Origin of the sequence: Fructilactobacillus ixorae, from assembly GCF_024029915.1 — a bacterium.
GTDB classification, from domain to species: domain Bacteria; phylum Bacillota; class Bacilli; order Lactobacillales; family Lactobacillaceae; genus Fructilactobacillus; species Fructilactobacillus ixorae.
On sequence record NZ_CP097478.1, the window covers coordinates 1,181,719 to 1,203,036 of the forward strand.

At 49.0% G+C, this 21,318-nt stretch carries 21 protein-coding genes and 1 tRNA gene; 6 read left to right on the forward strand and 16 right to left on the reverse strand.

Annotated elements, in window-relative coordinates; all coding sequences use genetic code 11:
- Positions 1 to 101 precede the first annotated feature (101 nt).
- The 5 genes from apf to M8332_RS05955 all read right to left on the reverse strand — a co-directional run bounded on the left by apf (position 102) and on the right by M8332_RS05955 (position 4,330).
- Positions 102 to 767, reverse strand: a complete 666-nt coding sequence (apf, locus tag M8332_RS05935) for an aggregation-promoting factor (RefSeq protein ID WP_252779913.1) — start codon at positions 765 to 767, stop codon at positions 102 to 104.
- 435 nt (positions 768 to 1,202) lie between these two features.
- Complete coding sequence (gene nhaC / locus M8332_RS05940) at positions 1,203 to 2,588, reverse strand: Na+/H+ antiporter NhaC (protein ID WP_435370791.1); 1,386 nt, start codon at positions 2,586 to 2,588, stop codon at positions 1,203 to 1,205.
- An 8-nt stretch (positions 2,589 to 2,596) separates the two neighbouring features.
- Positions 2,597 to 2,917 (reverse strand): thioredoxin family protein, encoded by a 321-nt coding sequence (locus tag M8332_RS05945; protein WP_252779915.1) that lies wholly within the window; start codon positions 2,915 to 2,917, stop codon positions 2,597 to 2,599.
- A complete protein-coding gene (locus tag M8332_RS05950) occupies positions 2,907 to 3,662 on the reverse strand; it encodes a TerC family protein (protein WP_252779916.1) in 756 nt (251 codons plus the stop codon). The genes M8332_RS05945 and M8332_RS05950 overlap by 11 nt, the downstream gene beginning before the upstream one ends.
- Before the next feature lie 23 nt (positions 3,663 to 3,685).
- Positions 3,686 to 4,330, reverse strand: coding sequence for a glycoside hydrolase family 73 protein (locus tag M8332_RS05955; RefSeq protein ID WP_252779917.1), 645 nt, complete (start codon positions 4,328 to 4,330; stop codon positions 3,686 to 3,688).
- Positions 4,331 to 4,488: 158 nt separating this feature from the next.
- Here M8332_RS05955 and M8332_RS05960 point away from each other — a divergent pair, with 158 nt between their 5' ends.
- Entirely contained in the window at positions 4,489 to 5,412 is a 924-nt protein-coding gene (locus M8332_RS05960; protein WP_252749364.1) for a magnesium transporter CorA family protein, read from the forward strand.
- 53 nt (positions 5,413 to 5,465) lie between these two features.
- Here the strand turns inward: M8332_RS05960 and M8332_RS05965 are convergent, their stop codons facing one another.
- Positions 5,466 to 6,788 carry an APC family permease gene (locus M8332_RS05965; protein ID WP_252779918.1) on the reverse strand — a complete coding sequence of 441 codons (1,323 nt, stop codon included), beginning with the start codon at positions 6,786 to 6,788 and terminating at the stop codon, positions 5,466 to 5,468.
- A gap of 381 nt (positions 6,789 to 7,169) precedes the next feature.
- Between M8332_RS05965 and M8332_RS05970 the strand changes: the two genes are divergently transcribed.
- A tRNA-Lys gene (locus M8332_RS05970) sits at positions 7,170 to 7,242 on the forward strand.
- A 96-nt stretch (positions 7,243 to 7,338) separates the two neighbouring features.
- On the opposite strand, the gene M8332_RS05975 is transcribed toward M8332_RS05970, so the two are convergent.
- Together M8332_RS05975 and M8332_RS05980 are read right to left on the reverse strand one after the other, a co-directional pair.
- On the reverse strand, positions 7,339 to 7,797 hold the full coding sequence (locus tag M8332_RS05975) for a MerR family transcriptional regulator (RefSeq protein WP_252779919.1): 459 nt from the start codon (positions 7,795 to 7,797) through the stop codon (positions 7,339 to 7,341).
- A gap of 12 nt (positions 7,798 to 7,809) precedes the next feature.
- The gene (locus M8332_RS05980) at positions 7,810 to 8,469 is read right to left on the reverse strand and encodes a histidine phosphatase family protein (protein WP_252779920.1); all 660 of its coding nucleotides are present in this window, start codon (positions 8,467 to 8,469) and stop codon (positions 7,810 to 7,812) included.
- Positions 8,470 to 8,625: 156 nt separating this feature from the next.
- Here M8332_RS05980 and M8332_RS05985 point away from each other — a divergent pair, with 156 nt between their 5' ends.
- The gene (locus tag M8332_RS05985) at positions 8,626 to 10,758 is read left to right on the forward strand and encodes an LTA synthase family protein (protein WP_435370805.1); all 2,133 of its coding nucleotides are present in this window, start codon (positions 8,626 to 8,628) and stop codon (positions 10,756 to 10,758) included.
- Positions 10,759 to 10,816: 58 nt separating this feature from the next.
- Here M8332_RS05985 and M8332_RS05990 read toward each other — a convergent pair whose 3' ends face one another.
- A complete protein-coding gene (locus M8332_RS05990) occupies positions 10,817 to 11,416 on the reverse strand; it encodes a DUF1054 family protein (protein WP_252779924.1) in 600 nt (199 codons plus the stop codon).
- Positions 11,417 to 11,432: 16 nt separating this feature from the next.
- On the reverse strand, positions 11,433 to 12,428 hold the full coding sequence (locus tag M8332_RS05995) for an NAD(P)/FAD-dependent oxidoreductase (protein WP_252779926.1): 996 nt from the start codon (positions 12,426 to 12,428) through the stop codon (positions 11,433 to 11,435).
- A gap of 48 nt (positions 12,429 to 12,476) precedes the next feature.
- On the opposite strand from M8332_RS05995, the gene M8332_RS06000 reads away from it, so the two are divergent.
- Positions 12,477 to 13,241 carry an alpha/beta fold hydrolase gene (locus M8332_RS06000; protein ID WP_252749371.1) on the forward strand — a complete coding sequence of 255 codons (765 nt, stop codon included), beginning with the start codon at positions 12,477 to 12,479 and terminating at the stop codon, positions 13,239 to 13,241.
- A 136-nt stretch (positions 13,242 to 13,377) separates the two neighbouring features.
- Complete coding sequence (locus M8332_RS06005; protein ID WP_252779927.1) at positions 13,378 to 14,325, forward strand: nucleoside hydrolase; 948 nt, start codon at positions 13,378 to 13,380, stop codon at positions 14,323 to 14,325.
- Between the two features lie 72 nt (positions 14,326 to 14,397).
- Here the strand turns inward: M8332_RS06005 and M8332_RS06010 are convergent, their stop codons facing one another.
- The 3 genes from M8332_RS06010 to spx all read right to left on the reverse strand — a co-directional run bounded on the left by M8332_RS06010 (position 14,398) and on the right by spx (position 17,080).
- The gene (locus M8332_RS06010; protein WP_252779929.1) at positions 14,398 to 15,492 is read right to left on the reverse strand and encodes a PTS sugar transporter subunit IIC; all 1,095 of its coding nucleotides are present in this window, start codon (positions 15,490 to 15,492) and stop codon (positions 14,398 to 14,400) included.
- Positions 15,493 to 15,831: 339 nt separating this feature from the next.
- Positions 15,832 to 16,638: a Cof-type HAD-IIB family hydrolase gene (locus tag M8332_RS06015; protein WP_252779930.1), complete on the reverse strand. Its 807-nt coding sequence runs from the start codon at positions 16,636 to 16,638 to the stop codon at positions 15,832 to 15,834.
- A 46-nt stretch (positions 16,639 to 16,684) separates the two neighbouring features.
- Positions 16,685 to 17,080 (reverse strand): transcriptional regulator Spx, encoded by a 396-nt coding sequence (spx, locus tag M8332_RS06020; RefSeq protein ID WP_252779932.1) that lies wholly within the window; start codon positions 17,078 to 17,080, stop codon positions 16,685 to 16,687.
- A 192-nt stretch (positions 17,081 to 17,272) separates the two neighbouring features.
- Between spx and M8332_RS06025 the strand changes: the two genes are divergently transcribed.
- Positions 17,273 to 18,826, forward strand: a complete 1,554-nt coding sequence (locus M8332_RS06025; RefSeq protein ID WP_252779933.1) for a bifunctional metallophosphatase/5'-nucleotidase — start codon at positions 17,273 to 17,275, stop codon at positions 18,824 to 18,826.
- Between the two features lie 33 nt (positions 18,827 to 18,859).
- Here the strand turns inward: M8332_RS06025 and M8332_RS06030 are convergent, their stop codons facing one another.
- Genes M8332_RS06030 through M8332_RS06040 form a run of 3 tightly spaced genes read right to left on the reverse strand, consistent with a single transcriptional unit; the run spans position 18,860 to position 21,310 of the window.
- Positions 18,860 to 19,636: an energy-coupling factor transporter transmembrane component T family protein gene (locus M8332_RS06030; RefSeq protein ID WP_252779935.1), complete on the reverse strand. Its 777-nt coding sequence runs from the start codon at positions 19,634 to 19,636 to the stop codon at positions 18,860 to 18,862.
- On the reverse strand, positions 19,617 to 20,492 hold the full coding sequence (locus tag M8332_RS06035) for an ATP-binding cassette domain-containing protein (RefSeq protein WP_252779937.1): 876 nt from the start codon (positions 20,490 to 20,492) through the stop codon (positions 19,617 to 19,619). Before M8332_RS06035 ends, M8332_RS06030 begins: the two co-directional genes overlap by 20 nt.
- Positions 20,468 to 21,310: an energy-coupling factor transporter ATPase gene (locus M8332_RS06040; RefSeq protein ID WP_252779939.1), complete on the reverse strand. Its 843-nt coding sequence runs from the start codon at positions 21,308 to 21,310 to the stop codon at positions 20,468 to 20,470. Before M8332_RS06040 ends, M8332_RS06035 begins: the two co-directional genes overlap by 25 nt.
- Positions 21,311 to 21,318: the final 8 nt, after the last annotated feature.

The window sequence follows — 21,318 nt, forward strand, 5'->3', positions numbered from 1 at the left end:
TCTCGTCATTCACTGACGGGAGCTTTTTTTATCATTGTGACCAACCAAAAACAGGATCATCCCAGAGGGACAATCCTGTTTAATTAATGAAACTAATTTGTTTACCAGTAGTTATGAGCGTTCCGGAAAGCAACGGCGTTTGCAACTGAACCGTACCGGCTAACAGCGTATTGACGAGCAACCCGTTCTTGGTTAGCTGGTGAGTAGTCACCGTTCAAGTATGCTGAAGACAATTGGTATTTACCAATGTATTGACCATTCCGAGCCGTGTATGAACCACCAGATTCAACCGCGGCGATGGAGTCTAAGGAACCATCACTTTCGGCACCAGTATTGCTACTTGCTTGGGTAGCAGCTGGAGCTGGCGTTGGTGCTGGTTGAGCAGCTGGTTGGGCTGGAGCTTGCTTAGCAACCGGTTGAGCGGCTGGCGTCGTTGGTTGGGCAGCAGCTTGGCTATTAGTTGCTTCAGCAACCGGTTGGGCCGGAGTAACTTTAGCAGCTTGGGCAGCTGAGTTCGCAACCTTAACGTTTCCGTTGTCACCAACGATGAAAACTTCACCAACGTAAATCCGGTTGATGTCTTTAATGTTGTTAGCTTTTTGCATACTGTTAACAGATACACCGTAAGTTTGGGCTAATTCTGATAACGTATCACCAGACTGCACCGTGATCTTAGTTGAGGCATCAGCGTTGTTAGCACCAGCAAACATAACTCCTGCCGATACAGCAGCAACTGCGGCAATTGACTTAAGACCTTTTAACTTCATAAAATAAATCTCTCCTTAAATAGTAAATGTAAAATCCAGGTCGTGTAACTAGAATGATTGCTCGATGACGCATGTGCATCAAACAACAATTGCTATACTAATGGGCTAATGTTACAGACAGATTACAGAAAGGTTACTGAAAAGCGGTTTTTTGTAATCTCGCAATCATTTCGACATATTTTGTTACTTAAAGACCCGGAATCGGAGTGAATTACTACCAGCATGGGGATTAAATGTGTCAAATCCTTTTAAATTGTTGTCAACTTAATTAACAAACTCTGCCATTTTTTTTACGCTTTTTTCGATTATCTGCCCATCAAGAAGTCATCCTCAGATTGTTCCGGCCGGTTCAGCACATTTCGCCCACAAAAAAACGCTCCTGTTCAGGAGCGTTTTTGGTAACTTAAGTTCAAAGCATAATTTTCGGGATTTTTATTAATGTGGTTCCCGTTTTAGTCCAATCCCCGTGAATCCACTAAAAATGGAAAAGACCGGACAGAGTAAACTAAAGAAGACAAACGGTAGGTAGTGTAAGGTTGGCACGTTCAGGGTATTGGCCACAAAGACCCCAGCAACGCCCCACGGGACTAAATAGTTAATCACCGCTCCCCCATCTTCAAGTGCTCTCCCGAGTGCTTCTGGAGCCAAGTGCGCCTTCTTGAAGTCCGCTTTAAACGCCGTACCGGGTAAAACGACGGACAAGTATTGTTCCCCAATAAAGAGGTTGACCCCAATCGCTGCTAACACCGTGCTCAACACTAACATCCCGCTGGAATGAATGTGTTCGGAAAATCGGTTCATCACGACTTCAATAATGCCGAGCTTAATCAACAACCCCCCCAGCGCCAAGGCCAAAATAATCAAGGTCATCGTCCCGGTCATGGAACTAATCCCACCCCGGTTCAAGATTTGGTTAACCGCTGGGCTAGTGGTTTTAATGGTAAACCCGTTTTGCATCACAGCAGCAATTTGGGCAAAGGAGAAGTGGTGCTGCGGATTGACCATGATCATGATGCTCGTCACCGTGACGTTAATGAACAACGTTGGAATCGTGGGGATTTTGGTCCAGGCACACATCAGTAGCAACAGCACTGGGAGGAGCATCCACAATGAAATCGTAAAGTGACTCGATAAAACGTGGGCCGTTTGCGTAATTTTAGTTAAGCTAGCGGTCTGGTGATGATTACCCAATAAGGTAAATAATGCCAGTGAAATCACAAAGGCCGGAATGGTTGACCACAGCATGTTTTTAATGTGACTGTACAGGTCGTCCCCTGCAATCGCCGAGGCCAAGTTGGTCGTGGCAGACAACGGAGACATTTTATCACTAAACACCGCCCCTGAGACGACCGCTCCCGCGATTATGGCCGGGTCAATCCCCATGGTCAATCCAATCCCCATGGAAGCAATCCCGACCGTCGAAATAATCGTAAAGGCACTTCCAATGAAACAGCCGACAAAGGCACACATCAGAAAGACCGAGGGCAAGAACCACCGGACGCTTAAGAGGTGAAACCCATAGACCATTAGGGTAGGAATCACGCCGGCCATGATCCAAACGCCGATTAAACTCCCGATTAACAGGAAGATAAACAACGGGATGATTCCATTCTGAACGCCGACGACGATGCCATCCTGAATCTCATCCCATGAGTACCCGCGGACTTTCCCCCACAGCATCAGGGCAAAGATTACAATCAAAATCGGGACAACTGGCGTCAAGTGCAGGCCGATAATCCCGATTCCCATGATCACTAACATTCCTAGTAAAATTAAGCTAGCCTCGAGCAACCGGGGCTGTTTTGTCTCTTGCATCTTCATCTCCTACTTTACTGTGCTGCTAACTTACGTTCTAAATAATGCGTTAATTGGGCGACCGAATAAAGGCCGGTCACCTTTTCGACTCCGTTACCGTTCACAAAGAGGACGTAACTGGGAAGCCCCAGCACCCGGTACTGTTCGGCCAGTGCTTGGTTTTGATCAACGTTTAGTTTAGCAAACTTCACCCGGCCAGCAAAATCATGTTCCAGCTGGTTTAAGACGGGCTCCATGCGCCGACAGGGAGCACACCACGGCGCCCAAAAATCGACCAACGTCATTGGACCCTGGACGGCGGTCGCAAAATTAGTTTGATTGAGTTCAACGGCCATCTGGCTTTCTCCTCCTTCGCACAAAATGAATAATCAAGGTTCCCGTAATGGCTGCGATTACAAAAATTCCAAACCAGGTGGCGGGAATTTCCACGTCGATGATCGGGATGGAAAGTAAGAGCTTCACCCCGATCACAAAGACCAACCCGTAGGCCATCGTCTTTAACTCTGGAATCCGCTTCATAATGTTCATAATGACTTCGGCAATCCCCCGCATCGCTAAAATGCCGGCCATCCCCCCAATCAAGACCACCACCGGGTTACTAGAAACCGCGAGCGAAGCTAAGACGGAATCAATCGAAAAGAGGATGTCCATGAATTCAATTTGCAGTACCACCCACCAGAAGAACTTGCGACTATGGGGATTGCCACGCGTGCTGATGTTACGGTGCTTCTTTGACCGGTTCCGTTTGGGAAGAAAATACTTTACGGCCAAATAAATTAGGTAGAGGGCGCCCACCACCTTGATTTCCCAAAAGTGGATCAAATAGACCCCAGCTCCAATTACTAAAAACCGAAAGACGTAGGCCCCCCAGAGGCCGTAAAATAATGACTCCTCTTGCAGCTTTTTGGTCGGGAGTACCTGCGTCTGAGTGGCCAACACAATCGCATTATCAACGGACATCACGCATTCCAATACCACGAGGGAAAAGATAATTAGCCAATCATTTCCAGAAGTCAATACCGTTTCCCAGTTATGCAGGTCAAAAAATGGACCGTAAAGTTTTTCAATTAGGGAAAGCACACCATTCCTCCTTTAGGCAGTCGTTATTTTTGCATGGCTTCTTGATCATACTTTTCCAAATCGTGGGCTTTAATCACGCGAATAAGCTTCTTCGCATAGTCAGGATCGGTAGCATAGGTGTTCTTTTGTAACAATTTAGCTTCTTCGCGATAATCGGTGATGTTATCATTCCGATTTAAGAACTTATCATACAAGGCTTGATTGTGGTCTTCAATCGCGGCCTGTAAGTTCGGGTACTTGCGAAACTGACCCTTTTCCGTAATGTGTTTGTGGTTAATGTACTCACCCGTTTCGTAGATGATGTAATTCCCATTGTAGGTTCCCTTAATCCCAAACGGATTATTGGCTTCGGTATACAGTTTGGACTTGCCCCAATTTGATTCCAAGATTGCCTGGGCGATCACGATACTAGGTAAAACCTTGTGATCCTGCCGATACAGCTGGACCGATGGCTGTGCCACCTGCTTGATAAACTTCCGTTCGTGTTTTAACACCGGATTATTTTCTTCCTCAAACTTCTTTTGGGCGGCAATCATCCGTTGGTAGTTAATGTGTTGGCGAATTTTATAGGTTCCAAAGAGCGCTAAAAAAACGCTTGCCACAATAAGAAAGGCAATCAGTGGATACCATAAATTGCTACGTTCTGAATTAGTTGGTTGCTGTTTCATATTATTATTGCACTCCTTTGTATTCTTCATTATACCCCATTGATTTCCAAAATTAATTACAGTTTGCTTTCAAATCATTAGAAAATCCGGGCGAAAGCTAAACTTTTCCCCAATTTTCCATTATAATGGTAGGTAATGCGTAAAAGGGAGGCAATCACATGATTAAAACCGATAAAATCAACCAAAACATCGAATGGGTCCAGGTCACCGATTGCCTCCCCGTCGAGAAAAAAACTTTAAAGCAGGAGTATCACCTTACCACCGAGATGCTCTACTACGCACTTGACCACCACGAACGGCCCCGTTTGGAATACTACGAAGATGAACAGTTATTGCTCATCATTTTTGACGTTGCCGAACCGACCCGCTTTAACGGTGACATTGCCGCCGAACCAATTGGGCTAATCGTGCGTGGCGATACCCTCTTTACCTTTACCGCTAACCAAACCAACTTTGTTAATCCGCTGATTCGGTCAATCGTTGACAAGTTACCCCAGGTCCAGCGTGATAACGCCGCTCCGCTGGACATTGTGCTCAAAACCATGTACCAGCTCGCCATCCAATACTTCGATTACATTAACCACATCAACAGTATTCGGACGAGCATTCAGCGGAACTTACGGGGCCGGACTAACAAAGCGGCGATTAACCAACTGCTAAACCTGCAAACCGACCTGGTCTACTTTTTAACTTCGCTCTCGGCTAACAACGATATGTTAACCATGTTTAAACGTAAGTTGGGTAAGACCCTATCGGATAATGACAACGATGTGTTAGACGACGTCATCATCGAAATTCAACAGGGACTATCCATGGCGCAGATGGCAAACCAAGCGGCCCAACAGGTAGCCAACGCTTATTCCAACCTGCTAGACAGTAACCTGAATACCACGATGAAATTTCTGACCGTCTTCTCAATCGTGCTGACGGTCCCCAACATTGTCTTTGGTTTTTACGGAGAAAACGTCAAGCTCCCGTTTATGGACAGTCCGATTGCCTGGCAACTCACAATTGTGATTACCGCCATTTTTGTGGTAATCGTGCTACTCATCATGCGCTTTAGTGATTTCTTTAACCGATAATTTCGTTCATCAAAAAGCACCGCTTGCTAACTAGCAGGCGGTGCTTTTGCTACTTAATTTTTTCGGTGTTGCCACTGATGCAGGTAATAAACCGGCACTCCCAGCAGGGTAAGACCTAAGCCCGCGAAGGCTAAGCCCGGTTGATTAATCAGGGTCGTTACGATAATAAAGAGCCCTCCCAGAATGGCGACCGCAGGAACCACCGGATACCACAGCACTCGATACGGCCGTTCCAAGTTTGGCTCGCGCTTCCGAAGAATGAAAACCGCCAGGAATAACAGGCAATTAAACAACCACATCACAAATACCAACATGTCGGTTAACACGTCAAAGCTCCCCAGGAAAATCATAATGATCGCAATTACTAGAATGAACAAGCTGGCCACGAACGGTGCAGCTGCCCGGTTTAAGCGTTGAAAGGCGTGACTAAACGGTAGCAGATCTTGCTTGGCTAACGCGTACGGAATCCGGGACCCCGTCATCGTGTACCCGTTAATCGTGCCAAAGACCGATACCAAAATCCCAATCGTCACCAGTTTTCCACCCAGGTTTCCAAACAACTTCCCAGCTACTTCAGCGGCCGTGTTGGGATTACCGGCGATTTGATTAATTGGCATGTTTTTCAAAAAGACCCAGTTAACCAGCACGTAAATTACCATGATAAAGGTCAGGCCGAGGACAACTGCCTTCGGAATGTCCCGCTTCGGATTTTTCATCTCCCCAGCGATGTCACCGACGTTGATCCACCCTTCGTAGGCAAACATGGTTGCGAGCAACCCGCCGGAAAAGGCCGTGACTACGTTTGCATGGTCTGTCGGGGTCATGGGAAAGAGGGTCACAGCAACGTGGCCCGGCATGAACAGTCCGACGATCACGATTAAGAAAACCGGAATCAACTTAAAAATCAACGTCAGCGATTGCACGCTTCCACCGACCTTCGCTCCTAGCAGGTTCAAGCCGGTAATGGTGACCACCACGACCAGGGCGATCGGCACCACCAGCGTCGTGGCCAGATGCAGTAAGATGACCACCTGGGTCGCAAAGATAATCGCTAACGCAGCCATGTTGGCTGGGACGTAAATCAACATTTCGGACCAACCCAACAAAAATCCACTTAAGGGACCGTAGGTATGGCGCATGTACTGCACACTTCCACCAGTTTCTGGGATTGCTGCCCCTAATTCTGCCACCGTCAGACCACCACAAATCGTAAGGATTCCCGCTACAACCCATGCTAACAAGGTCAGACTCACCGAGTGAGTGGCGGCGGTCACACTCGCAATTTTAAAAAACACCCCGCCCCCAATCACGGTTCCCATCACTAGGGCGAGCGCGGTAAACGGTCCAATGCTACGTTTTAACTTTTGTTCTGTCATAATTTCTCGCTCCTTACTCCTGCTTACTAAAAAGGTCCTGGTTAGTAAATTACTAACCAGGACCCTTACTTAACTAGTCGTAGGAAGGCTTCGCACAACTGATGGCCCGGTTAGTAACTTCGTGAGTAGCTAACTAGGCATCCCAAACTAACCTTACTTAGCGCCACGCGTTCCAAGTAGAGTTAGAGGAGGACATCAATTTCATCATCATTTTTGTCATGCTGACCGTTCCTTTCTAATTTGATACTTCTGATTAAACCATCATTTCCCGCGGGTGTCAATCCCTAGCCTGTGGTTGCCCTTAATTGTTTCCAACAAAAATCAGCCAACGAGGGTTGGCAACTCCAATTAACTTATGCTATACTAAACCCATATTGTGATGAGCGGCTAGCTCAACTGTTAGAGCAACGAATTCTTTATTCGTGAGATTGGGGTTCAAGTCCTTGGCCGCTCATAATAACGAAGAACAGCAGTTTGCTGTTCTTTTTCTTTTCCTAAAAAAGCCAGCTTCCTCATTGAAAGCTGGCTTTTTGCTTGTTAAAGTAGCCCCCTACTCAACTTGCTGGGGTTGCTCATTAACGTCACTAACTGTATAGACAATCTCTTGCTGGTCATCCAAATAGCCGTAGAGGCGCTTAGTGTGGGACCGGTCAAAGTAACCCATATCAATCATGGTATGTCCGTCTTTTTGCACTAATCCATGGTGCATTTTCAAGATAAACGCATAGGTTGACCGCACAATTTGCATGTGATGCTGGGCCTTTTCAAAGGCCGTTCCTAATGAATGATCCTGGTCGAGATAAAATTTAATGAGCTTTACCATCATGAAGTTTTCGTGGTTAAACACCCGTGAGGCCATTTTTTCATCGCGTTCGCTGTGAATGTAACCCTTCTGCTCCCAGTACCGGAGCTGACGGGGAGAAACATCCGTCATCTTGCTTACTTCGCCAATCCGGAAGATGTAGTTATTCTCGTTGCACGTTTGAAAAAAAGCAGCGTGATCTACCAAGCTCAGTCCTCCCTACTTATTATAATCAGTTACCGTAAAGTGGTCCCCGTCGACCGCTAGTTTTGTAATGCTACCATTGGCAGGGCGCGTGCGCAAATCATACTGGCCTGGTTGTTGAAACCGATCAACCAAACTCAACAGTGTGTTGCCATGACTGACGAGTAAGACGCGATCACCGTCCTCAATGGCAGGATTTTGGGTGATTAAATTCAGTCCCTTTTGCAACCGTTCCCAATATTCAGCGGCGTTTTCCGCCAGGTGGAACGGGTCAGCTTCCTTGAGAAAATCCTTTGCCGCGTTCATGTCGTATTGCGCAATAATCTCTGCAAACGTCTTGGCACCATGAGGAGCTCCTGCTTGATACCAGACTTCGTCCATGTTCAGACCTTCAAAGTAACCATAGAACTCCTCTCGAAAGAACGGTGACACCATCGGGGTAATGGAATTAAAGGTTTCGTTTTGATCAAAAATTAACGACATCGTCTTTTGGGCGCGGGTTAAGTCACTGCAGTAGGCTGCTTTGAACTTAATGTCTTTCAAGCGCTTCCCCGTCACAACGGCATCGTTAATCCCCGTTTCCGTTAACGGGGAGTTACTCCAACCCTGTAACTTGTTAAAGACGTTATAATACGTTTGCCCGTGGCGCACTAAATATAAGGTGAACTTAGCCATTTTTAGTCATCTTCTTTCTTATTTAATTTAGTATACCACGCTCCCTGGCACTTCGGTATTCTTATACTTTCCTTAGTGTTTTTTGCTTTCAAAGTCTGCTATCATTAAAGTTATGATTAACGAATTCATATGAAGGGAACCTTACCTTTGAAAATCATCAAACAGACCCTAGCCAAGGTTAATACCCGAGTGGGCTTTTTCGGCTTTTTAGTGGGCTGTTTTTGGCTCAAAACAATTTACGCCTACTTTGCCGATTTTGCGCTGGGAACCGAAGGCATGTTGCAATTTTTGCTGCTCTTTTTAAACCCCATCGCCACCACCATCTTAATTTTCGGGCTGGCTTTTTACTTTAAACCGGCAAAGCTATTTTATCCTGCAATCATGCTCCTCGATATCATTGATACCGTGTTACTGTACTTAAACGTCATTTACTTCCGAGAATTTACCGACTTTATGACCGTGTCAACCATGACCGGGTATTCAAAGGTCGATCAGGGCTTGAGCGGGGCCTCGCTTGCCCTGACGATGCCCCACGACGTCTTCTACTGGCTAGACATCGTTGTCGTTATCTTCTTGCTGTTATTCCGGGTCATTAAGGTTGATCGGCGGGCGCTGACCAATCGGTTTGCCTTTGCGGTCTTTTCAATGGGTGCGCTATGTTTAACCTTCAACATTGCGTTGGCCGACATGGATCGTCCCCAACTGTTAACCCGAGCCTTTGATCGTAACTACCTGGTGAAATACCTCGGTTTGGACGTGTTTACAGCGTATGACGCCTTTCAAACCCACCAGTCCAACGAGCTTCGTTCTCAAGCAAACAAATCAGAAATTTACAACGTGAAGGCCTTTACGGATGCCCACTACGCCGAGCCTAATCCCCAGATGTTTGGCTCCTTAAAGGGGAAAAACGTGGTTGTCATCCATCTGGAGAGTTTCCAACAGTTCCTGATTAACAAAAAGATCAATGGCAAAGAGGTTACGCCGTTTTTGAATCAGATTTACAATAGTAATCATACCTATGCCTTTGATAATTTCTTCCATCAGGTCGGCCAGGGCAAAACTTCTGACGCCGAAAACATGCTAGAAACCAGTACCTACGGGTTACCACAGGGCTCCCTGTTTGCCCAACTCGGCAGTGACAACACCTTCCAGGGGGCACCCGCGATTCTAGGACAGGACGGCTACAGTTCGGCCGTTTTCCACGGGAACGTTGCGAGCTTCTGGAATCGGAACAACACCTATAAGAACCTCGGTTATCAATACTTCTTTGATGCCAGTTATTACGATACGACCGGGGATAAGGCCACCGGATACGGACTAAAGGATAAACTCCTCTTTAAGGATTCCATCAAGTACCTCCAGCGCCTACAACAGCCGTTTTATGCGAAGTACATTACCGTTACCAATCACTTCCCCTACCAGCTGGATGATGAAGACACGAAGGATAGCAAGCTCAAGGCGCCTGATACCGATGATAGTGCGGTTAACAACTACTTTGTGACCGCTCATTATCTCGATCAATCCGTCAAGGAATTCTACGACTACCTCAATCAAACCGGGTTAGCCAAGAACACCGTGGTCGTCCTCTACGGGGACCACTACGGACTATCCAACTCGGAGAATCCGACCCTAGCTCCGTTGCTTGGAAAGAGTGAAGCCAAGTGGAACGCCTTTGACAACGCCCAGTTACAGCGGGTTCCGTTCATGATTAATTCACCTGCCATCAACAACGGCTATGTTGATCATACGTACGGGGGCGAAATTGACGTCTTACCAACCTTGATGCACCTCTTGGGCATTAATTCCAAGGAATACATCCAGTTTGGAACGGACTTGTTCTCAAGCAAGCACGACCAGGTCGTGGCCTTTCGAAATAAAGATTGGGTCTCCCCTGAATACACTTCAATTGATGGCACGATTTATAACTCCAAGACGGGGAAAGTTATCCATCCGAACGCTAAACTCAAGAAGGAATTGGAGGCCATCCAGCAGAAGGTGGACACTGAATTAGCGCTTTCCGATACGCTCAACCAGCAAAACCTGTTGCAGTTCTATCACCCCGCTGGCTTTAAAAAGGTTAATCCAGCGAAGTTTAACTACTCCAACGGGTTGAGTCACGAGAAACGGACGGAAAACCAACTTGGGGATAAATCAAAGAGTCTCTTTGATACTAATGGTCATCAGGATACGACGAAACTGTACAAGACGGATGCTCCGGAAGCAAACGAACCACGCAGTGACTCCAGTCGTATTCAAATTCAAAATCCGGATTCCAATCAGGAAAAATAAAATCGCTTAACTAAAAGCCCCACCTGCAAATGTAGGTGGGGCTTTGTGCTTAGCGCACTTATTTCGTTATTAACTGTTCGTACAACGGGAGCAACCTTTTCAAAGCCACTTGGAGCGTGTCATTAATGCTCGGTGTCCCTAAGCGGGGATCCCCGCGGTGCACCTCGATGCCCACTAAGACCTCGGCCGCTTTGACCGTTTGAAAGCGGGTCACAAGCTCTGGATACGTTGCTATAGGCTGGACTTCGGGTTCCATGTGATTACCGCTCAACACAAAGTCCGCGGGTAACTGGGCAACCAGCGGCGTAAGGTCCATAAGCTTGGGCGTAATCGTGGCCGTTTGGCGGGGCTTCATGTTGCTTTCCACCGCTAGGTACAGGTACAAGCGATCAGCCCACAGGCCTAATTCAAAGTGCGGGAGCATTTTATAGCCCCGCTTGTTAGTTGAAAACGCAATCCACGTATTCTCCGGTGGGTTGGTTGTGCGCATCCGATGCTGCGCCACGTGGGCGTACCACGTTTCCCCCGTGCCGGCCAGAATGGTCAGGAGCGCGGGCGCGACCTGTTCAAACTTCGGATCCAGTTCGCTGCGAATTTTCGCCATCCGGCCTGTTAACGTCGGCTCAGCGAACACCTCAAAATCATTATCAGTAAACATTCTGAACCTTGCCTTTCTAACGTTTTAAGGCCGTACTGTGAATTGGGAGCCGGCGGTCTGGATACAGTCGTTTCATAATGGTGTTAACGGCCACGGGAGCTTCCCCAAAGCCGGTCGCAATCAAGGTATCCTTCCCCGGATAAATCGCCTGATCTCCAATGCAGAACAGCAACGGTTCACTGGTTTCTAATTCCTGGTTCACTTGTACTAACCGGTGGTCGAGCTTCGGCTGTAACTCCCAGCTCTGTAAATCCTTGTTATTGGCAATAAAACCGTAGTTAACGACCACATCATCAACCGTCAGGTCAATCAGATCATCATCCGTTTTGAGCCGTTTTGCTTCAACCTGAACGCGGTCGTCCGCCGTTTCCGTTAGCTTCTGGATTAAATAGGGCGTTACAATCTGAACCGAGGACGCCTCTAGCTTTTTGACCATCTTCTCCAGACCCCGGAATTCATTGCGCCGGTGAATCAAGGTCACTTGGTGAGCAACTGGTTCTAACATCAGCGCCATATCAACGGCCGAATCGCCCCCACCAGCGACTAACACGTCGTGGTTTGCAAAGCGCTGCAAGTCCGAGATGCCATAAAAGAGGTGCTTGCCCGTTTCCGCCTCCGCGTTTTCCGCCCGGAGTTCCCGGGGCTTAAACGAGCCATTTCCGGCTGCAAGGAGTACCGCCCGGCTCCGCGTCGTCCCCTGCGTCGTTTCAATCGTAAAGTAGTCAGCGCCACGCGTTACGTTCGTCACCTTGGTCTTTAAGTGGCGTTCCACCTCGGGTACCGTATCCAGTTGGTCCTGTAGATTCTGAATTAACTGGCGCCCACTCACGCCGGCAAACCCGGCCACGTCTAAAATTTGCTTTTCGGGATACAGAGCGGCCACTTGGCCGCCGAGCTGTTCCAAGCTTTCAATAATTTGCACCTTGGCTTCCCGCAGGCCGGCGTAAAAACCGGCAAACATTCCAACGGGTCCCCCGCCAATAATTGTGATATCATATACATCGTTAGTCATTTTCATCAACCCTAATCTAAATTTATTTACAAAGGAAATTTTAACATTATGAAACACAAGAAGACATTTATTTTCCTCATTTTTTTACTGGTGGTGGCCACTGGCTTTGGTGGTTGGTGGTACAACACCCAAAAAGCTTCCAATTATCACGTCAAACAAGGGCGCACCGCAACGGTCTTTATTCCTGGGCTCGGTGGAAACTTCATCACCTCCGACTACATGGTCTCTTCGTGGGATAACAATGGCGCGGCCACCAAGGCCTTACAAGTATACGTCAAGGATAACGGAAAGGTAAGCACCGTTAAGAAGTTTAACAAGATTGGTAAAAACAATCCCGTCATCCAAGCAAACTTCCAAACAAACAATAAGCCTGGCTTTGAAGCGAAACGGATGCCCCAGTTAATGGCTTACCTCCGCAAGGAATACGGCATTAAACGGGTCAACTTAATCGGCCACTCCTCGGGTGGAGAAATCATTTACGACTACCTGACCCGGTACCGCAAGGTGCCTGATCAACCACAAGTCGAACACTTCGTCTCAATGGCCAATACCTATCCCCTCAAAGATCCAAAGTACATTAACAACCTGCCCAAGAACCTCCAGATCTTGAATTTCTGTGGGAACGTCAGCAACACCGGTAGTGACGGTTTAATCCCGGTTAGAGACGTGGTTAAAATGAAAGAGCTGGTTAAGGGACACGTCAAGAGTTACAAGCTCTACGTTTATAATGGTGATCCCCAACAAGCGCAACATTCGATGTTGCACGAAAACCCCGAAGTCAATAAAATTATCGCGGAATACCTCTTTAATTAACGAAACTTCCAAAGAAAAAAAGCAGTTATCGCCGATAACTGCTTTTTTGTTCGCATTTTCCTAATTTAATGTTGTTTTTCGGGTTATTTTACAGTATTATAAGGTTAAATAATTAATGATTAGTGGAGGATAATGCATGAGTGTTCAGAAAATGATTTTAGACGTTGATACCGGAATTGACGACGCCATGGCGATTGCGTACGCCGTGGCTGATCCAGCGGTTGAGTTAATCGGGGTTATCTCCTCCTTTGGTAACATCGAAGCTGACCGGGCGGCAACCAACGCCCTACGCATTTTAAACCTCGTCGGCGCTCCTGACGTGCCCGTGTTCATCGGCCACCAAAATCCCCTGGACCACGAATACAATCGATTGCCAATTAACGCCCAAATTCACGGGGAAAACGGGATTGGCGACGTTCAATTACCTACACCCCGCCAAGCAGTTGCAACCCAAAACGGGGTGGACTTCCTGCTTGATGCTGCCCAGCGTTATGGTGACGACTTAACCATCGTCGCTACCGGACCCATGACGAACCTTGCGGCGGCGCTAAACCAAGCTCCCGAGGTTATGCGACAGGTGGGAAAGCTCACCATCATGGGGGGCGCCCTGACCGTTCCGGGAAACGTTACTCCCGTCGCTGAAGCCAACGTGGAACAAGATCCCGTGGCTGCTAACCAACTGTTTACTAGTGGCCTTCCCCTCACGATGGTCGGGTTAGACGTCACGTTACGCACGCTTTTGACTAAGGACGAAACGGCCCAATGGCGCACTACTGAAGCGGGCACAAAGATGGCCGACATCGTGGACTACTACATCAACGTCTATGCAGACATTTATCCCGAACTCGGGGGCTGTTCGCTCCATGATCCCCTCGCGGTCGGCGTTGCCATTGATCCCAGCTTTGTTGAGACCATTTCGCTGAACATGTTGGTTACCACTGAGCACGATCCCTATTACGCTCGAACCATTGGGGATAAAGCCCGCCTTAATGCACCCCAGCCAAACGTAAAAGTGGCCGTAAGCGTAGACACCGACCGGTATTTAGCCGTCTTTATGCACCACTTCAACCACCTCTTTCGCTAAGCTCACTCTCATTGAACACCAATAAAAGGACGCTGACCCACCAACTGGTGGGTCAGCGTCCTTTTTTCTAAGTTAAACTTCAGTCAGGCGGAGATCATCTGGATTCGTCTTGCCGAGCCAGTGCAAAAGCTGGTAGTAAGCGAAGCCCAGTAGCGCTGGCACAATCACGCCCAAGCCTAGCAACGTGAGCAGCCCGGTGCGATCATTTGCCCACAACCACAACGGCGCAATCAGTGAATTGAGACCCAGGCCCGCGATCGTAAAGGGTACGCGGAAGTGACACCCAACCACGGCGATGGGTGCCATCACCATAACGATCAGCACTGGTCCGAGGATGTACACCGGGCGTTTCAATAGGTTTGGAAACTGAACCTTGGGAGTTACCAGCGTCTGAGCGAGATTCCCACCCCAATCGTTTTGGCGAAATGACATGGCGGTAAAGACCACAAAACCAATCGTGGTTCCAATTAAAGCCGCCCCACTCGACTTCGGATCCAGTTGTACTGCAATTGCCAGTGCGGCCGAGGAGGCTGGGGTCATGAGAAACAGGAACCACGCCGTGGCGACGATCATCGACCCCACAACTGGGCTAAACTCCATCGTATCCGCCAGCCGCTCACTAATCCAGTTCAAAGCCGGGGTGGTTACGGCCGCAAACAAGAGGCCCGCAATGCAACCCGTTAGGGCGGTGGTAAAGGGCACCAATACCAAATCCAACGGGGTTTTCCCTGTCAACCATTTCCCAATCAGAGCCGCCACGACCGCTGCTAAGACTGCTGAAACAGGTTGTCCAATGGTCAAAATGGTCGCCCCCGTCGGCTGATCCGTCACCCAGTGAGTCGCCGTAACGGTCTTTGCTACCGGTCCGGTGGTAAAGTAAACGGCGTTAGCCCCCACGGTGGAAGCAATCATGGTCGCCCCCGTCACCAGCGTCGTAGTCCGTAGCATGACCGCCACCGCCATTCCGAGCGCGGGCGCTAGCAGGTGTTGCCCCATGACCCCCGCTTCAAATAATGCTCGCCAGTGCAAGGCGGTGCCGAGCGTACTTAGTAACAATCCCATCCCTAAAATAACCAGAATGGTGTTTGAAACTCCTTGCGAAACTTGATAGACCCACCCTTTCCACGTGGTGGGAGTTGTTTCTGGGACAAATTGTGATTTTTTCATTGACACACTCCTCCTCAAACATCACAGGCGTTCATCAAAAAAACAGCTCTGGTTACCGTGATAACCAGGGCTGTTTAGTCTAACCATCCACTCTACTAAACCATCGAACTGGCCTCTACTCCTGGAGGCCAGCCCAAAGTGCTTGACCTCATTAACAAATGACTTTGTTAAGTAAGCTCAAGCGCGTAATTGCTGGTGCAGTGCGGATTGTTAGTTTCATAATGAGACTCCTTATTGTTTTTTTCTTAATATACAGTAAAAAAGGAGAATGTCAATCTTTTTCAGCAATTTAATTCGGATTTTATTCAAAATGATAACTTTTAATCAAGTAAAGTTCGGTTATTGTTGGGGAAAATACCGGGTCAAAAAGGTCGCAACCCCATCCTGGTCGTTCGTGGTGGTTTGAAAGTGCGCCACCTGCTTGATTGCTGGGGTCGCGTTCCCCATGGCCACCCCAACTCCCGCGTGCGCTAACATCCCGGCGTCATTTTCCGCATCCCCAAACGCCATTAACTCCGCAAAGGTCCATCCAAAGTGTTGTAACAAGGCGGAAAGCCCCGCTGCTTTATCCACCTGAGGTGGCAAGAATTCTAGAATCTCTGGTTGGGAGCGGACCACGTGATACCGGGTAGTCAACTCCACGGGGAGCACCTGCTGTAATTGATCCAAACGCTCGGCTTGGTTAGCCAGAATGCCCTTGGCATAGGTTTGCTCCGGGAGCGTCGCAAACGAAGCCGGGTGAAAGTTAATTTTACCGTTTAACTTCTCTTGATAAATGGAGGTCCCGAGTTCCTGGAGCGGATACACCTGATGAAAATCTAAGACATCGAGGGGCACCCGCTGGGCCTTAGCAAACTGGTAGAGCGGTTGTAGGTCCGCTTTCGGCATCCCCTGCTCGGCTAGGACCTGGTTCGTCGGATTTTGAATTACCAGCCCTCCGTTAAAAGTAATCGTGTAGTCCGTGGCAGTGGTCAAGCCGAGTTGCTCGATGTAATTCCAGATGGCATTAATTGGGCGCCCGGTACACAAAACCATCCGTAACCCGGCTTCGTGCAACTGCCGGAGCACCTGTTCGTTGCGCGGGCTAATTTGCTTTTTCGAGTTTAACAACGTATTATCCAAATCCAATGCAATCAGTTTTATCATGTGGCCACTCCAATCAAAAAGGCGCCCAACTAGGCGCCTTCAGTGTTTAGCTTAATTTTGCTTCTAATTCTTTTAATTCGGCTTGCCGGATGCTCCGGGGTAAAAAGCGCCGAATTTCTTCTTCGTTGTAACCAACTTCCAAGCGCTTGTCATCAAAGATGATGGGACGCTTAATTAAATCAGGGTATTTAACCAATAAGTCAACTAATTCGGTTAACGAAAGGTCATCCAGGTTTAAGTGCAGTTTCTTAAAAATGTTCGAGCGCGTTGAAATGATATCTTCACTCCCATTTTCAGTTAACCGGAGAATGTGTTTAACTTCGGCCGCATTTAAGGGTTGTGAGTTAATGTTTCGTTCTTTAAAGGGAATCTCATGATCTTTTAACCAAGCCCGCGCTTTCCGACTGGATGCGCTACTTGGGGCAACATACAAATTTAACATTATCAGCTTACCTCCTCATGCAAAGCATGTGACATAAAGTACGTCTGACAAACATTGACTATTTATTAGACATCTATATCTTATCATATTGACGATAGAGTTCAACGTCATTTCCAAAACTTAATAATAATTTACACAGTTAGGGTTTAATATTATAATTTAAACATTCTACCATTTGACGGAGGGCTGCACATGAAATTAACAATCTTAACCACCAGCGACACGCACGGCTTTTTGGCTCCCACCAACTACGTTAAGCCCCATGCCAATCTTCCCTTTGGCTTTGAAAAAGCAGCAACCATCATCAAACGCGAACAGGAAAAAAGTGACTACCACTTGACGCTTGACGACGGTGATTTCTTGGAAGGCTCCCCGCTCGCGTACTATCAAGCTGAGGTGGAACATGCCCCCGCGCCCACTGCCATTAACGCCGCTTTTAATCAGGTTGACTATGACTTTGGCACCATTGGTAATCACGAGTTTAACTACGGGCAACCGTACCTACAAAATGCCATTCACGGTTGTCACCGCCAGTTTGTGTCTGCCAACATTCTAACGGCGACGGGAACTCCGGCCTTTGGAAAACCGTACGCCGTAAAAACGGTGGGGGACTTAAAGGTGGCCGTCCTGGGCTTAACCACCCAGTCCGTGGATGCCTGGGAAAATCAGGCTAGTATTGCCAACCTCAAATTTATCTCCGCGTTAGAAGCCGCCCAAAAATACGTACCGGAAATGCGGCAAAAAGCCGACGTAGTCGTCGTTCTCTATCACGGGGGGTTTGAACGAGATCTAAGTAACGGGCAGCCCAATGATAAAATCGACGGTGAAAATGAAGCTTACGCCATCATGAAAACCGTGCCGGGAATCGACGTCATGGCAACCGGACACCAACACCGCGCCCTGGCCGGCAAACTGTTTGGCATTCCCTACGTCCAACCGGGACACCGGGGAAGCTACGTGGGTAAAATTCAGTTAGATTTAGAGCGCGTTAACGGGCGTTACCAGATCCAAAAAAGCCACCAAAAACTGCTTAAAACCGGTGATGCCAAACCGGATAACGCTACGGCGGCCAGTTTTCGCCCAACCGAGGCGGCGGTCGAAAACTGGCTTTCCCTGCCCCTCGCCCACATTGACGGCTCCATGACCTACACCGATCCCTTTGAAGTCCGGCTCCATGGCTCCGCCTTTGTTAATTTTATTCAAAGGGTCCAAATGGAAACCATGGGATGCGATATTTCAGCAACGGCACTCTTTTCAAACGAGGCTCGGGGATTTGAAAATCCAATTACCATGCGTAACATCATTACAAACTACGTCTATCCGAACACCCTCTCCCTCCTCGAAATTTCGGGAGCTGATCTAAAAGCCGCCCTCGAAAAAACGGCCGAATACTTCACGCTTAAGAACGGGGAGATCATCGTAGATCCCAAGTATCATCATCCTAAGATTCGTGATTATAATTACGATATGTACGCGGGCATTGACTATATCATTAAGGTATCTAATCCGATTGGTCACCGCATCTTAAACCCAACCTATCACGGGCAACCTGTCACCAATAAAATGAAACTGAAGATCGTGTTGAACACTTACCGAGCAGTCGGCGGGGGGCACTATCCGATGTATAGCGAACAAAAGGTGCTCCGCTACAATACGATTACCATGAGTAATCTCATTGCCAAGTACCTCCAACAGCATCCCCAGATTAAAGCCGACCATCACCATAACTTCAAAGTGATTAAATAACCAAAAAAGCAGTTCCCTCGAGAGAACTGCTTTTTACTTCAGATTCACACCAATCACGACGAAGAGAAGCACGATGCTCCCCACACATGTCGCTCCATCCCGAAAGGTCCGCTGTGGAACCGCATACTGCGTAAGGGACTGGTGGGTTTGAACGCCCCGGAGCAACATCGCAGTTGCGAGGTCTTCAGCCCGTTTAAAACTGTTAACGAGGACCGGTACAAAGACCGCAAGCAGGGCTTGACCCCGTTTACGCACCGAACCCGTGTGGTAGGTCAGTCCCCGGGCTTGCTGGGCGGCCGTTACCGCGCGAAACTCTGCGTGCAGGGTGGGGAGAAAGCGAAAGGCAATGCTCATAGTGAGTGCCAGGTCACTAACTGGAAGCCCCAACTTTTGCAAGGGTGCTAACCACTGTTCCACCGCGGCGGTCATCGCATTCGGATTGGCCAGGAGGGATAATAAGTTTAACAGCACTAGGGCGGTCCCAAATTTAGTAAACAGTAGGCCGGCGGCCCCCAAACTTCCGGTGGTAATCCGGATCACCCCGCCCTGCCAGAGGACTGGTCCTTGGGGTACCACTACGAGCTGTAGGAGGGCGGTCAGGCCAATAAACACCATAAACAGGCGGATCCGGCGCCCAAAGGTTTTTAAGCTGATGTGCGCGCTGACCACCAGTCCCCAGCTTGCCAACCAAAGGAGCACGGCTAATGGTAGCCGTTGATTCCAAAAGACGGCCACTAAGCCTAGGCTAAGACTAACCAGCTGCGTCCCTGGAGTTAACCGGTCAAGCCAACTAGGTTGTCGTTGTGCCACGCTCATCATCCTTTCTGAGTCGTCGTAAGACCCACTCGTCTAGTTCCGCTTCAGTTAAGGGTAACCGCGCATGTGAAACCCGGGGCTCTAACTGGTGGGCCAGTTGCATGGGGGTTGGTAACTCAAGGTTCGTGCTGGCCACCACCGCGGGTTGGTTTCGAAATAGTTCTGCTGGGGTGCCCCAGAAGGCAACTTGCCCCTGATCCAGGACTAACACCCATTGGGCTAGTTGCGCCACCACGTCCATCTCATGGGTAACCACTAAAATAGTCCGGTGGTCGCGTTGGAGCGCCACGAACAAACTGACTAATTCCCGTTGCCCGGGGGCATCTAAGCCGGCCGTCGGTTCATCAAAAATCACCACTTCCGGCTGGTTCGCTAGCACCCCGGCAATGGCCACCCGCCGTTGCTGCCCACCAGATAGCAAAAGCGGACTCTGCTCATTGAGGCTGCGGGGAACCCGCACCGTTTCCAGCGCTGCAAGCGCCCGTCGTTCTGCCTGGTTGCGATCCAGGCCAAAGGCAAGCGGACCCGCCATGACATCCGCTAAAACCGTGGGGGCAAAGAGTTGGGTGGCCGGATTTTGAAACACTAGTCCCACCCGCTGGCGAATCCGTTGCCACTCCTGCGCCCTGGTTTGCGCCGTCAGCGTAGTTCCAGCGAAGTGAATCGAACCGGCCGTTGGTAATAATAAGCCGTTCAGATGTTTAATCAGCGTGGATTTTCCACTACCCGTTTTCCCCACAATCGCGGTGACTTGGTTCGTGGGAATGGACACGGATACGGACCGGAGCGCCGCCTGGTCAGCAGATTGGCCCGGATACTGATGGGTTAAGTTTGTGATCGTAATTGCCATAGTGCGCTCCTCAAATCATCGACGTGTGCAACCTGTTCCACTGCCAGCGGATAGCCCTGGTTTGCCAGCCAGCTTCGCAACCGATACCGCAACGGGGCCTGAATTCCCCAGGCTAGTAACCGTTCCGGATGTGCAAATATGGCAGCCGGAGCGCCCTGTTGCACGATTCGGCCCGCGTGTAACACGACGACTTGGTCGGCCAGATCGGCTTCAGCAGGCTGGTGGGTCACTTCGAGCACCGTCAAACCCAACTGCCGCTGGAGCTGATGTAACTTCAACACCAACGCCGTCCGCCCCTGCGGATCCAACATGCTAGTTGCTTCGTCTAGCAATAACACGCCGGGGTGGCGGGCCAAGACACTGGCGAGGGCCACCCGTTGTTTTTGCCCACCTGACAGTTCATCAGGGGCCTTCCCCAACGCAGCTGTCATATCAACGGCATCCAGCGCCGCCTTGACCCGGCCTTGCACCTCGGATTGAGACCAACCTTGGTTACCGAGCCCAAAGGCAACGTCATCGGCCACGGTCGCGCCAACGAACTGGTTATCCGGATTTTGAAGCACCAAGCCCACCGTGGGGTTCGCGCCCTCCGTAATGGGAACCACCGCTTGCCCGTTAATCAGTAGCTGACCAGTTTGCGGTCGTTCGAGCCCGACCAGTAACTTGAGTAAGGTTGATTTCCCGCTCCCATTACTACCTAATACCGACCACCACTGTCCAGCGGGCACCTGGAAGCTAACGTCCGTTAATAACGGCTGGGGCTGGTTTGGATACTGAAAGTGAACGTGCTGCACGACAATTCCAAGCGCTTGCTTCATTCTTGTAC